This window comes from Bacillus sp. FSL K6-0972 (genome assembly GCF_037976035.1).
Classification (GTDB): domain Bacteria; phylum Bacillota; class Bacilli; order Bacillales; family Bacillaceae; genus Bacillus; species Bacillus haynesii.
Window position 1 is genome coordinate 1,947,020 of sequence record NZ_CP150260.1, and the last position, 13,332, is coordinate 1,960,351.

Annotated in this window: 17 protein-coding genes and 1 pseudogene; 15 read left to right on the top strand and 3 right to left on the bottom strand. The window is 39.4% G+C overall.

Annotated elements, in window-relative coordinates:
- Window positions 1-35 precede the first annotated feature (35 nt).
- The gene (locus MKX80_RS09895) at window positions 36-353 is read right to left on the bottom strand and encodes a hypothetical protein (protein WP_154998834.1); all 318 of its coding nucleotides are present in this window, start codon (window positions 351-353) and stop codon (window positions 36-38) included.
- 1,003 nt (window positions 354-1,356) lie between these two features.
- On the opposite strand from MKX80_RS09895, the pseudogene MKX80_RS09900 reads away from it, so the two are divergent.
- From MKX80_RS09900 to MKX80_RS09935, 8 genes and pseudogenes are all read left to right on the top strand, one after another.
- Window positions 1,357-1,562, top strand: a pseudogene (locus tag MKX80_RS09900) (DUF3986 family protein).
- A gap of 271 nt (window positions 1,563-1,833) precedes the next feature.
- Window positions 1,834-2,262, top strand: a complete 429-nt coding sequence (locus MKX80_RS09905; RefSeq protein WP_154998836.1) for an HIT domain-containing protein — start codon at window positions 1,834-1,836, stop codon at window positions 2,260-2,262.
- Between the two features lie 754 nt (window positions 2,263-3,016).
- Complete coding sequence (locus MKX80_RS09910; protein WP_154998857.1) at window positions 3,017-3,994, top strand: alpha/beta hydrolase family protein; 978 nt, start codon at window positions 3,017-3,019, stop codon at window positions 3,992-3,994.
- Window positions 3,995-4,046: 52 nt separating this feature from the next.
- Complete coding sequence (locus tag MKX80_RS09915) at window positions 4,047-4,193, top strand: hypothetical protein (RefSeq protein WP_268314452.1); 147 nt, start codon at window positions 4,047-4,049, stop codon at window positions 4,191-4,193.
- Between the two features lie 185 nt (window positions 4,194-4,378).
- Window positions 4,379-4,975, top strand: a complete 597-nt coding sequence (locus MKX80_RS09920; protein WP_154998840.1) for a class I SAM-dependent methyltransferase — start codon at window positions 4,379-4,381, stop codon at window positions 4,973-4,975.
- A 105-nt stretch (window positions 4,976-5,080) separates the two neighbouring features.
- Window positions 5,081-5,560 (top strand): DUF4944 domain-containing protein, encoded by a 480-nt coding sequence (locus tag MKX80_RS09925; RefSeq protein ID WP_154998842.1) that lies wholly within the window; start codon window positions 5,081-5,083, stop codon window positions 5,558-5,560.
- Window positions 5,561-5,593: 33 nt separating this feature from the next.
- Window positions 5,594-6,193: a GNAT family N-acetyltransferase gene (locus tag MKX80_RS09930; RefSeq protein WP_268343200.1), complete on the top strand. Its 600-nt coding sequence runs from the start codon at window positions 5,594-5,596 to the stop codon at window positions 6,191-6,193.
- Window positions 6,194-6,329: 136 nt separating this feature from the next.
- Complete coding sequence (locus tag MKX80_RS09935; RefSeq protein WP_268343201.1) at window positions 6,330-6,806, top strand: hypothetical protein; 477 nt, start codon at window positions 6,330-6,332, stop codon at window positions 6,804-6,806.
- A 687-nt stretch (window positions 6,807-7,493) separates the two neighbouring features.
- Here the strand turns inward: MKX80_RS09935 and MKX80_RS09940 are convergent.
- A complete protein-coding gene (locus MKX80_RS09940; protein ID WP_154995179.1) occupies window positions 7,494-8,114 on the bottom strand; it encodes a hypothetical protein in 621 nt (206 codons plus the stop codon).
- 709 nt (window positions 8,115-8,823) lie between these two features.
- Between MKX80_RS09940 and MKX80_RS09945 the strand changes: the two genes are divergently transcribed.
- From MKX80_RS09945 to speG, 4 genes are all read left to right on the top strand, one after another.
- The gene (locus tag MKX80_RS09945) at window positions 8,824-9,408 is read left to right on the top strand and encodes a TetR family transcriptional regulator (protein WP_154995177.1); all 585 of its coding nucleotides are present in this window, start codon (window positions 8,824-8,826) and stop codon (window positions 9,406-9,408) included.
- A gap of 80 nt (window positions 9,409-9,488) precedes the next feature.
- Window positions 9,489-9,821, top strand: a complete 333-nt coding sequence (locus MKX80_RS09950; protein ID WP_076791210.1) for a multidrug efflux SMR transporter — start codon at window positions 9,489-9,491, stop codon at window positions 9,819-9,821.
- Window positions 9,822-9,823: 2 nt separating this feature from the next.
- A complete protein-coding gene (locus MKX80_RS09955; protein ID WP_154995191.1) occupies window positions 9,824-10,141 on the top strand; it encodes a multidrug efflux SMR transporter in 318 nt (105 codons plus the stop codon).
- 28 nt (window positions 10,142-10,169) lie between these two features.
- The gene (gene speG, locus MKX80_RS09960) at window positions 10,170-10,712 is read left to right on the top strand and encodes a spermidine N1-acetyltransferase (protein WP_154995175.1); all 543 of its coding nucleotides are present in this window, start codon (window positions 10,170-10,172) and stop codon (window positions 10,710-10,712) included.
- Between the two features lie 38 nt (window positions 10,713-10,750).
- Here speG and MKX80_RS09965 read toward each other — a convergent pair whose 3' ends face one another.
- Window positions 10,751-11,107: a YxeA family protein gene (locus MKX80_RS09965; RefSeq protein WP_268310469.1), complete on the bottom strand. Its 357-nt coding sequence runs from the start codon at window positions 11,105-11,107 to the stop codon at window positions 10,751-10,753.
- Window positions 11,108-11,290: 183 nt separating this feature from the next.
- On the opposite strand from MKX80_RS09965, the gene MKX80_RS09970 reads away from it, so the two are divergent.
- The 3 genes from MKX80_RS09970 (at window position 11,291) to MKX80_RS09980 (ending at window position 13,289) form a co-directional block, all read left to right on the top strand.
- Window positions 11,291-11,731 (top strand): hypothetical protein, encoded by a 441-nt coding sequence (locus tag MKX80_RS09970; protein ID WP_154995171.1) that lies wholly within the window; start codon window positions 11,291-11,293, stop codon window positions 11,729-11,731.
- Window positions 11,732-11,809: 78 nt separating this feature from the next.
- Entirely contained in the window at window positions 11,810-12,349 is a 540-nt protein-coding gene (gene resA, locus MKX80_RS09975) for a thiol-disulfide oxidoreductase ResA (protein WP_268343202.1), read from the top strand.
- Between the two features lie 76 nt (window positions 12,350-12,425).
- Window positions 12,426-13,289, top strand: a complete 864-nt coding sequence (locus tag MKX80_RS09980) for a manganese catalase family protein (protein WP_154995168.1) — start codon at window positions 12,426-12,428, stop codon at window positions 13,287-13,289.
- The last annotated feature ends 43 nt before the right edge of the window (window positions 13,290-13,332 follow it).

Genomic DNA, 13,332 nt, shown 5'->3' on the forward strand with positions numbered 1-13,332 from the left:
CGCTAAGGAAATTTTTTTCAATACAACTTAAAAGCTTAAAGTAACTCTACTCCAATTTGCTTAGTGAATTTTACTTTTATTCTCTCTTCTTCTTCAATACTTACAACCATGAAATCTTCAATTTTCTTAATGCTAGTTACGTTATGAAAAACACCTGTAAATACTGAGAAATCTTTATAGGTTATATCCAGGCTACAAGTTAGTTGATAAACATCCAGCGTTAAAATTAACTTGAAGTTTTGATTATCTTTAAAAGTATAAACCAATTCGCCGGCCTCTGGATCATCAGCTATACTGACCGGCTCGCTCTCAAAAAGTTCCAGTAAATCATATTCATTATATTTTATAAACATCCAACTGACTCCTTAAAATTATAGTGATATTAATGAAGTTAAAAAAAACACAGATCTTTAAAGATTTCGATCATTACTGTGCAATAAGAATTTCTGTTTTTCAATTTTGCAACTTCAAAAGCTATTCCTCTCGGTATTGTTTGTATCACTTGAGGAAAGAATCTCATGCATGAAAGGTAAGAGGAGGCTGAATCTTTGTTCAATTCTATAAGCAAATAGCAGAATAATCAACACTTCTTGAAAGGTGCAAAATATCAATCGAGCTGTATATATATATAGATTGATATGTTATTATTTGTATAATATTACATGTGAAAAGAAATTGATATTGGATAACACCAATATCTTGCAGCGCCGGTTTAGAACGGCGTTAACAAAAGAGAATCAAGGAGGCTGCTAAGCTACCGAAAAAATAATTGGATTTAATGAACGAATTTGAAGGATGATCTGTGGAGCTGTTATATATACAAAAAAGGTTCCTTTGGTTATGATATCCCCTATTGGAGGATAAAAAATTAAAAGTGAATATGCATTAGAAAGGGAGATTGTTATTAAATTTTTGCCGCCAGTTTTCGCAGGTATTGCCGTATTTTTAATGACTTTTTATATTGAGTATTCTTCTAAAAATTTATCCCTAGGAAATAAGCTTATACTCAATGTTGCTGCGGCTATTGTGGGGTGTATTTTGGGAATGTTAATAAGAAAAAGAAACCAACAGTAAAGAGACCGATTGATAAAGTTCGGTCTCTTTCTCATTTTTATAAAATGCGGGAAAATATCTTTGGGTTAATAAAGGAAGGTAAGTCATAACGTTAAACAAGGAAATCAAAAAATATTGATTGTGCTGCCTAGTTTTATCTGTCTCATTGTTATTGTGTTTAGGCTAGTTCTTGTGAAGAGGCGATTTTCAGATTAGAAGACCTTTATTAATTTAAATATCACGCTCCGTCAAACATTGAAAATTAAGCAATTTCTAAAAAGGAAGGTTTCCTAATGAATTATGATGAAAACAAAACATCTACATATCAGTTACAATAAAAAGGGATTAGATCTTGAGGCAATAGGATTGAAGCGACTAGATGTTGATATGTGGGACGTTTATTTTCAAAAGTCAACCCTTTTGGTTGCAAAATATTCTCCATAGCAAGTAAGGATTTAAGTATAGATGATGCATCTCAATTTTTGAATTTTGGATTAAACGTGAGTTAGATCATTTTCTCAAAGGTCTCTAGTTTATAGAGGATCTCAACGAATTGCAGTAAGACAGCAAAGAGAAAGCGACTCAAAGGAATATGCTTGAACGTTGCTTCTTAACGGATTGTGAGTGTTCACGTGAAGACAGAGATGCAATTCGGGACGAGAAATTTCAATATGATATTGATGAAGACATCTACTGCGAAGGTCGTCCTGATGGAAAACAGCTAGAGCCGTCCGGTGCATCCGAAAAAAACTCCGGAAAGAGAGGGACACTTAACAAAGTATGAATAGTGAAATGGACAAATGTATATTTTGTGAAATCGTTAGTCGGAAAATTTCAAGTTTTGAGGTTTATAAAAATGACTATGTAACAGCATTTCTTGATATAAATCCTGTTACAAATGGCCATACATTAATCATACCAAATAAGCATATTGAAAGACTGGATCATATAAACGATCCCCATCTATCTAATGAAATAATGGATTCTTTAATTAAAGTACCTCAAATATTAATTCATTCAGGCATTTGTGATGATTACACTATACTCTCAGACAACGGTCACTTTGCTCAGCAAGAAATTAAACACCTGCATTTTCATGTCATACCGAGACACATGAATGAAAAGTTTGAATTCAAATTAAACACCGACTTTACTGCAGCTAAGAAGAGTAACTTATTTTCGATATGGAAAAAGATTGTAGGGAGATGATGAGAAAAGATCGTACCAGAACTTTAAAAGTGGAAAGAGAGTTAATTTTTGTTTTAGTGCGGGTTTTGCTGGATTCATCATTTCGGCCTCAGTAATTCTTCCCTTTGTTGTATAATGGTGATGATTAACAATGGGTGCAAGGGAGTAAATTATGTTATTAATAGCTTTTGTATTCGCGTATTTTATCAAGCAGCCGATATTAAGTTTCGGGACACTTTTTCTTTTCATCTACGGATTTAGATTTTCTTCTAAAGGCATTAATGCTGAAAAATGCGATTATTATATTAATCAATATAGACTTATATTTTGCTTTGTCATACCTTTCCTTAATTTTTATATGTATTGGTCAACGATAGGAGGTAATGCGGGATTCGGGTTTACGTTTAGTCCGCTTACCCTCATGCAAAAGCTGTCTTTCTTATTACAAGTTATTTTGATATTCTTACCCGAAATTCGCAAATTTTTATCTCGTAAAAACTTCATTCATATTGATGAAAAGAAGCAAAAATTAGCATCGGCTTTGTATCCAATTGCTTTAATCCTAACAATTTGTCTGGCATATCGTTAAGGATCTTAAGTAACGTCGTTACTCTACATAAAAAATTGCAGTATTGAAAGTTGTGAAAAGGCAAGCGGTAAAAATTTAAAAGTAGCTTGTGCCCCTTTTTAAAAGTTGATGAAACTGACAGAAGCTCCTCTTTTGGCTGAACGTCCAAAAAAGCACCATTACTTATACCAATCAGGAGGGCAAAAAGTGTTTTTTGCAAAGATCATCGATCGTTTAGCTTTATATGATTTGCACAGAAAAAGAAGTAAAGATAAACATTTTTCCGCTTTTTCATTGAATCCGATTGACAGAGACGAATTCTATAAAGTAAAAGCGGCTGATGTCGCCATCATGCTACATGAATCAAGAAAAAACTATTTGGCTGGACATTTCAGCTATGAATCTCTAATTCCATCAGGGGACCCTGTCAATGATACTTTAAAAGGCGAGGTTTTTTTAAATAAAAATGATATGGATCAACCTAATGTTATTTTTGTGCACGGCTGGCGAATGGATTCATACGACAGAATAAAAAAGATATTTCATGATCGTATCATGAACGATTTAGGCTGGAACATGTACTACTATTCTCTTCCGTATCATTTTGAAAGAGAGCCGGAACATTCGCGTTACAGCGGAGAATTGATGATAAGTGCGAATTTGAATCGTACGGTTGATTCGACGAGACAAGCTATCGTCGATTTACGGGCACTCATTCACTGGATCAAAGCAAATAAAACCGGCCCTGTTATTATAGTGGGCGTCAGTTTAGGCGGGTGGATGACAAATTTACTGGCTACCCTTGAGACTCAAATCGACATAGTGGTCTCGATTTTTTATGCCAATCGTCTTTCTTATTCGATATGGAATACCATCCCGGGTAAATTCATTAGAGAAGAATTGGAACAGCACGATGTGACATATGAAAATTTACAAACATATTGGGAAATTACAGATCCCAGCCAGGCTGTGCCGAAAGTTAATAAAGATAATATTTTACTGATTTCCGCCGCACATGATCAATATGTTCACATCGAGGATGCTGATGATTTGTGGGAAAGGTGGGGGAAACCGGAAAGACATCTTTACAATTGCGGCCATGCCGGAATTGTTCTTTGTCGCAAAAAGCTGGCATTAGATACGCTTTCTTTCATCCGAAAAAAATTAAAGCAGCTTCATAATTAATTTCTTTAATCAAAATTTGCTGCTAGAAAGTTCATTTCACAGGAGGTTTTTTATGTACTTTGTTTCCGGATTTGTTTTAATTTTGCTGGGTCTATTAACGCTATTTTTCTTACAGGTGTTATTTGTCGCTTTTCCTCATGATATAACCGATGCAGCTGGCAATAGTGAAGCTTCAGTTTATTTTCAATCATCTGTCTAGTTTTATCCTGTATAGCTTCTCATTTTAGGCGTCATCATGATTATTGTTCATTTTCGAACAAATGATAAGGATTAATTCGAAGGAGAGTATCGAGTTTGACTGCGAAGCGAAAATGAAATGCATCATCTAAAAGAAGCGGGTATATCATTGATATGAAAGCATCTAAAAAAAGGAGAACAAAAACGATGAACTTTTGGCACAAGCGCTTTCAAGATGAGAACTATGTGTATGGAACAGAACCGAATGCGTTTTTGGCAGATTCGCAGAAAAAACTTCAATTGTCGGGTGATGCTTTAGCCATCGCAGAAGGCGAGGGGCGCAATGCGGTTTTTTTAGCAGAACAAGGGATGAACGTCACTTCATGGGATTATGCTGAGTCTGGGTTGAAGAAAACGAAAAAGCTTGCTGAAACCCGTCATGTATCGGTGAAGACTGAGCTTGTTGATTTAAATGAAGCGTCTTGGAATCAAGATCAGTGGGACGAGATTGTATGTGTTTTTGGACATTTTCCAGAAGAGCTGCGCCGAAAAACGCTTCTGGGAGTAAAAGAAGCCGTGAAGCCCGGGGGATTTTTCGTGACGGAAGTGTATTCGACGCACCAAATCCCTTACAAAAGCGGCGGGCCGCAGGATCTGGAACTTTTATATACACCGGAAGAATTTTTACAAACCTTTTCAGATTGGCGTATTGTCCACTTTTTTATGGGGGAAGTCGTTCGTCATGAAGGGGATTCGCACAACGGTCTGTCCCACGTCATTCAATTTATTGGGCAAAAACAATGAATACTGCCAGGGAAATCTGATTTTAAAAAGGCGCCGTTCATGGCGCTTTTTTTGCGTAACCTTTTCACCGTTATCACTACTAATGTAGTGAAAGCGGGGGAAACGATGAAAAACAATAATGGACTCAAGCGGCTGCTGATAATCAGTTTAATTCTGCTTTTAGTTGGCGGGGGATATGTCAGTGCCATGATCTTCGGAAAGAAAGTGGTGTATGAAGGAAAGGGGGAAAGCGGTCTGTGGCATGCTTCGATTGAGAAATCAGGTAAAACATCAATCGGGCCTAATTATTTTTTGAATTTATATTGGGATGGCAGCCAAGAAGATGCGAAAAGAACGATTGTGAAAACAATCACCTTATACATAGACGGCAAAAAGTATGATGACAGAGGAGAATACGATCTTTCTGAGTATACCGGAGAGGAAATGGATGGCGGAGGCCATATGGAAGATCATATCGCGACTTTTGATTTTATGCCTGAAGAGGATGTCATCGGGCATGCGTTATCAGTTAAAGTGGAGTGGAGAACCGGAGATGAAGAGGACACGGAAATCATGAAATTACACAAGATTCCGTGGTATAAATGAAACGACAATCACTGAATAAGGAAGTGATTTAAAATGAATGAAATTGAGATCAGAAGGCCGCAAATTGACGACGTTGAAGAGCTGAATCAGTTTTTCAGAATCGTGGTCGAGGATACTTTTGCTAAAGAGGGGCTATCCGATCTGCTTGATGATCAAGAAAGTGAAATTGAAAGTAAGAGGCAATACTTGAAAGCAGATTTAGACAGCAAGGGGAAGAGCCGGCACTTTTTTATCGCTTCAGATCAACGTCTGAATAAAATCATCGGTACAATCGAATATGGTTCTGCCAGCGAATTGATCGATATTTGTACGGATGGGGCTTTAAAGGATTTATATGAGGTAGGAACGGTATTTGTCCACCCGGATTATCAAAAACGAGGAATCGGGACTTTGCTGTTCAACGTCATGTTTTTGACCTTTCTGAAACGGGGAGTGAAGGAATTTTGTTTGGATAGCGGCTATCCCGGTGCACAGAGAATATGGAAGAAGAAATTCGGCGAGCCTGACTATGTGCTGGAGGATTATTGGGGGAAGGGATATGATCATATGATTTGGAGGAGACGGACGAAGGATATGCCGATTGATACAAGAACATCAATCATGCCGTCGGTGCTGCCAATAGAGGAATCATGAACATAATCATCCTTTATATTCCATATATGTTTTAATGATAAAAAGAACTTTTCTTGAATTTATTTTTAAATAAATTGTTAAAGTTAAAAAAGTCCTATAAACTATAATGGAATCTTAATTTTAGGATGTGGGAGATATGTTCAACGAAAGAGAAGCGTTGCGTTTGAGACTTGAACAGCTAGGTGATGCGGAGATTCAGGTGATGCGGGAATTGCGAAAAGAACGACAGGACATTTATTCGAAGCTGCGTGAATTGGATCGGGAGAGTGATCCTGCAATTAACAAAAAATCTTCATTAATCGACTTGGCAAGTGCTGCCGCACAGGAATTAAAACAATCCCAACATGCCGCTGACAAACATCCGCCCATCAAGACTCCATCTCATACTATTTTCCAATCAAAAACAACGATACAGCGTGAGGCTGCCTTAAACATTTTAAGCCGCCATGAAGAAGGCTTGAGGGGTATTAAGCTTAAAAGTGAAATCGAGAAAGAAACCGGCTTTCCGATTAAAAATATGACGACATTTATGAAGAGCTTGATGAAACATCGTCCAGAAATTAAAAAACCTGCCCGCGGCCATTATATTTTGCAAAAACCCAAAAGCCTTTAGCCGACTTGTGGGTTTTTGCAGATATCGGGGAATTACAGCAAACTCAAGTTTTCAAATGTGATGTTGTTGAGTCCTTATGATATATAAACAGTGAAAGAACCTGAAACCAAACAGCGTTCATATCGTATATATGTTTAAAATAAATGACAAGGGTGTTAGTGACGTTGAATAAAAAGAAATACTTTATCATTATGGTACCGGCTTTAATATTAGCAATTATATCTAGTTATTTAGTCCCCAGAGAACAAGGGTATTGGGTCGGGATGTTATTTATATTGGCAGGCTGGGTGATTTATTATTTTTGGATATATAAAGAAAAGGACAAAACGAAAAATTAATGTTTATAAGGTTTGAACATCATAAAAAAAAACGTCTATATAGACGTTTTTTTGTTATTGATATCCATTGTTAGCCAACCTGCTGGGCGGCAACCGACTGAGCCGGTAAACAAATGCTCAAACAGCCGTTTCTCCCAGGTTTTATCGATCTTTTAACTTTAAGGCGTAAGCTTTGAACTGTTAAGAGCTTTGATACTTAAGCTTTAAACGCTGAGCGCTGAGCTTTGAGCTTTTATCTCATTGTTGGCACAGCGTCTCTTTGGCTGTGCTGATGAAATAAAAGGAGGGAGTTACCTTTCCCTCGGAAGGTGTTTAGTTTTATCGGTTTTCGGTTGACTAACAATCGGCTTTAATCGATTTTGATTTTGGTGAGTGTATTGCTCTCGGACAATGCAAAGTCAACTTCCATTTCAAAGTCCTCGATCTTTTTTGCTAAGGAATCGATCTTCTCTTTTAGATTCAGCGGATCGATGATTTTTGCTTCATTTTCAGCGAGGAAAGATTTGACGATTTCCTGGTTTTCAGCCGCTTTTACTTTGCCGTCTTTTCCGAAAAGAGTCTCCAGATGCTTGTCCAGTCTTTCCGTTACTTTTTGATTGACGCTGTCGGCTTCGTCGACTAAATCAGCGTACACTTCTTTCAGCTTATCTAAAAGCTGAATGTCGTAGCTAATGGAGGTTTTTCTTTCGATGGCTTCAGCCACGGTCATCTTGACTCCGGCCACTTCGATTTTGGTCGTCGCGTTGGATACAACAATGGCGGACTTAATGGCATTTCGCCTTTTGATTAAGGCTTCGATTGATTGATGATCGGCTTTTGCCCTAGTTTCCAAGTCTTCGGTTGTCCGAAATCCGTTCGGAAGTTTCTTTCCGATCATCAAGCCTCCGAATGTGGCCTCATTTACGGCCCGCTTGATTCTTTTATCCAACATTTTGAGTTCGCTTAGTGCTCTGGTGATCGTAAGTTCCATTCTATAGCCCCTTCGTGGTTTTTATATTAAAAAGGTAAAAAAGCTCTTTATTTACTCATTAGCCTAATGATTATATCATATTTATTTTCCAAGTGTTATATTTTGTGTATATATTTTCATGTGTTACAAAAGTCCAAAAAGATTAATAGAAATCTATAGGAGGTCTAACCGCTTGTCATTGCATTTCCCTTTAAACGGAACAGGGAGATCAACAAAAAATTTAAAATGCTCGACAAAGAGGCGTGGTATCAAATATCACCAACCGATTGGGAACCTTTATCCAAATGAACCTTTCAGTAAGGCGCTTTATCGCGCAATCGGATGTTGAAAGATCTTAAACGCTCAAGAAAAAACCAGTAAGTTCAAGAATTGAATGACAAGAACTTTTAGCAAAAGAAAAGCTTTGCTGAGGACTTTCCTCAATTCCTATTGTTTGTCTTTGTTCCGTTTCACTGCAAAACATACAGCGAGGACGGCTGCGATAAGAGAGGCAGCTCCGCATGCCAGCTTAATCAGCGGTTTCAACAATATCAACTCCATCTGTTGCGGTATATGTGTAAAGTATAAAAGTAATTCATATCCAAAGACAGTGTATTCTTAAGATTTTAAAGAAATTTTAAGGAAATAAGTCCTGTGCCGCCTGGTTGACAATGAAAAGCCGATCACCTAAAATGAATGATAGTCATTCATTTTTAGGGAGGTCTGCAATATGCCAAAGCAAACGTCCGGGAAATATGAAAAGATTTTGCAGGCGGCCATTGAAGTCATTTCTGAAAAGGGGCTGGATAAAGCGTCGATTTCAGATATCGTGAAAAAGGCAGGTACTGCGCAAGGCACTTTTTATCTTTATTTCTCATCCAAAAATGCGCTGATTCCTGCGATCGCGGAAAATCTTCTGACACATACTTTGGACCATATTAAGAGCAAGGTCGACGGAACCATGTCTTTCTGGACCGCCTTGAACATCATGATCGATGAAACGTTCAACATGACGGAACTTCATCAGGATATTATCGTTCTTTGCTACTCAGGTCTTGCCTTTGACCATTCAATGGAAAAATGGGAGGCTATCTATCAGCCTTATTATTCCTGGCTTGAAGGACTTATCGAAAAAGCAGTTGAGAAAAACGAGGTCATTCCTGACATCAATGTGCGCTGGACGGCCAGAACGATTATCAACTTTGTCGAAAACATAGCGGAACGTTATTACATCGGGGCGGAAAAAGACGAAGAGATCAGTGTGTTCAAAAAAGAAATATTTACTTTTCTGAAGAGAAGCATAGGAACCAAGTAAAAAATGACCGGCTGCAGCTGTTCATTTTTTATCGGTATAAAAATGACTGACGTTCATTCACAACAGGAAGGGTGTTATCATTGAGTTGGCTCCTCGTAATTGTTGCGGGTTTTTTGGAAGTGGTGTGGGCCTCAGGTCTTAAACATGCGGATTCATTCGCCGATTGGCTGATGATCTTTGTACTGATCGCGGTAAGCTTTATCATGCTGATACGATCTTACAGGAACATTCCGATGGCGTCGGCTTATACCGTATTTGTCGGGATCGGAACGGCCGGCACATATGTGACAGGTATTTTTATGGGCGAACCCTTTTCGGGAGGGCAAATATTTTTTTTAATCGTGCTATTGGGAGGCATTATTGGCATGAAGATGTTTACAAAAGAGAACAATACCCAATCAGGAGGTGATTGATGATGCCATGGATGTTTTTGGTGATTTCCGGAATCGAAGAGGTTATTGCAGCCATCGCTATGAAATATGTAGACGGCACAAGAAAAAAATGGCCGATCGTCGTCATGGTGTTGGGGTTTGGTTTGTCTTTTTTCTGCCTTTCAAAAGCAATGCAGGTGCTATCAGCCGGTGTTGCGTATGCGGTTTGGACCGGGATCGGCAGCATCGGCATTACGGCAGTCAGTTTATTTTGGTTTAAGGAGCGTATTCGTGCTCCGCAGCTGATCTCGCTTGGCTTTATTATTGTCGGGGTGATCGGCCTGCGCCTTACTTCATCTTAAATTTTAATTTACATTGGAGGTTGCTGATATGTTAAATCAGCTTAAATTGCGTCCGCTCGAAAGAGAAGACCTTCCGTTTGTCCACCGTCTTAACAACGATGCGAAGATTATGTCGTATTGGTTTGAAGAACCGTATGAGACTTTTGTTGAGCTGCAGGATTTATTTGACAAACACATCCACGACCAAAGCGAACGGCGCTTTATCATAGAGAAAGAGACTGAGATGATCGGATTGGTTGAACTGGTCGAAATTGATTATATTCACAGGCGGGCGGAGTTTCAAATCATCATTGATCCCGAGCATCAAGGGAACGGTTATTCGTCAAGCGCAACGTATTTGGCGATGAACTACGCATTTTCCGTCTTGAATTTGCACAAATTGTATTTGATCGTCGACGAAGATAATGCAAAAGCCATTCACTTGTATAAAAAGGCAGGATTCACAATCGAGAGCGAGCTGCAGGATGAATTTTTCGTCGACGGTTATTACCGTAACGCTATTAGAATGTGCATTTTTCAGGATGAGTTTTTATCACTTAAAAAAAGCAAAGAGGAAGGTATGCAGGGATAAACAAAAGAGATGGCGGCGCCATCTCCCTGCATGCTTTTTTAATTTTTCACACCTAATTGCGCTTTGGCTTTGTCGGGAATATCGTCTTTTTCAACCTCTTCCCATGACTTCACACCTTTATTTTCAGAATAGAAAAGCCGCAAAAACGCGCCTATGCGAAGGTTTTTATCAGCTGTGAATTCCATTGTTTTTTCTTGACCGTCTTCATCAAAACCAGTCAGTTCATATTTGAAGACGGAGTATTCCTCGCCGTCGTCAAACTTCGACGTGTCTTCCTTCCCGTTTCCGGTAATGTGAACATAATATTCGTCTGTCCCCACACGGTTTAAGTTGCATCCGCTTAATAATGCGGCAAATATGATCATCAGGCTGATCCATGCGATATGCTTTTTCACTTTTTCACCTCATTTATGATTCTGTCTAAGATGATAAGATTCATAGTCTGATAAAAAAATCGAATAACGTGACATCAACATTACACTTTTGTAAGGGATCGTTTTAGCACACTCACGCAAATTAAATTTCGATATCCTTTTTATTCAATAAAGTTTATAATATGGAAAAAGGGAGGTGCGCCAATGAAAAAAATCTTATGTTTGATGGTGTTTTCAATTATGACGGCCTTCGGTTTTCATATTCAGCCTGCTGAAGCTGCGGTTATAAAAGATGAAAAAAAGATGACCATGACAATGACTGAAGAACATGTGGGATTTTTTATGGCGGACAGCACCAATGTAAATTACTACCCGACATGGCTATATTATAAGTTTACGATTTTTAATGCAGAAGGCTGTACACTCAACATCAAGCTGCAGAGAATCACTTTAACAGGACATGCGATCACTTTAAGCGAGAAAGAGTTTACGGGAAATCATCTTCATTTAAGTGCTGCGGATAAAGTGAGCGGGACGCCGAACCGAAATCATTTCTTGGATGTCACAAAAGTGACGGGCTGCGGAGATGTTGGAATTACAGGTTTTTACGGCTTTGAGCATCAAATGCCGGGCTACTCATCATAAAGAAAGCTCAGGAGAGGACTTTTCCAGAGTCCTTTTTTCATATCAGGGCTAAAAAACGTTACATATCGGGAGAAAAAAATGAAAAAACAAACGCTGCTTTTATTGAGAGGCGTCATCCTCTTGCTCCTATGTTCTGCGGCTGGTTATGCTCTTTATCAGCATGTTGCCGGAGACCGGAATGAACAGGCAGGCGCCGCCCTTCATCAGCAGGCATTACATTTTAAATTATCGACTTTAGAGGGCGGTGACATCGAACTGAAAAAATTACGGGGAAAGGCGGTACTTGTCAACTTTTGGGGGACTTTTTGTACACCGTGCAAAGAGGAGATGCCGGTCATGCAAAAAGCTTATGACTGTTTTAAAGGAGACGGTTTTGAAATCATCGCTGTCAATGTGCGTGAATCGAAAGGTGCGGTAAAGAGCTTTGTCGACCGCCACGGCTTAACTTTTCCGGTCGCTTTGGATCAAGCGGCTGAAGTTTACCGTTCTTGGGAAATTTATTATTTGCCTACAAGTATATTCATTAATCGGGAAGGAAGACCAGAGCGGATGTATGTCGGAGGAATGTCTGAGCGGCAAGTTGATATGTGGATTGAAGACCTTCTTAGCGGTTCATAGAAACTCATTTAAAAGGGATAGACAAACACCTATTGTTCTAATCGTTCATAAGGTAGCTCAGGAGAGGAGCGATCTTATGTTTTTTCATATTAAAGAACTGCAGTATCATGCAAAGCCTGAAAAACCCGATCCATTATTTGCGAAAAAGCTACAGGAAATACTGGGAGGACAGTTCGGGGAAATATCAGTAGCTCTGCAATATCTTTTTCAAGGCTGGAGTGTCAGAGGAAACGGCAAGTACAAAGATCTGCTGATGGATACTGGAGCTGAAGAGCTCGCCCATATCGAGATGCTGGCGACGATGATTGCAAGGCTTTTGGACGGTGCGCCGGTCGGCGATCTAGAAAAAGCGGCAAAAGATCCTGTGATCGGTGCCATTCTCGGAGGGATGAATCCGCAGCATGCCATCGTATCAGGATTAGGAGCGATGCCGGCCGACAGTGTGGGAAACCGCTGGACCGCCGATTATATTATTGCAAGCGGAAATTTACTTGCTGACTTTCGGGCAAATTTAAACGCGGAATCGCAGGGACGCCTGCAGGCCGTCCGCCTTTATGAAGAGACGACGGACCGCGGTGTTAAAGATATGCTGTCCTGGCTGATTGCAAGGGATACGATGCATCAAAACCAGTGGCTTGCAGCCATTAAAGAACTGGAAGCGAAAGAAAATGTCGTCGTCCCAAGCACGTTTCCGCGCAATCTGGAAAAAAGGGAAGTCTCCCATGTATTATTTAATTTTTCAAGAGGCAACGAGAGCGCTGCAGGCAGATGGGCGAAGGGACCGAGCATGGATGGGGAAGGCGTTTTTCAGTATGTTGAACATCCTCAGCCCCTTGCGAAAAAACCGGTGTTAAGACCTGCGCCTCCATATATTCATGATACGCCGCCATCAGTCATCCAACATCCCCGGGATGACGTACTGCCTCCGAATCTTTATTGATCAGGTTCAATTCGTATGATCATATTTCGGGCTTGCAGCGAAT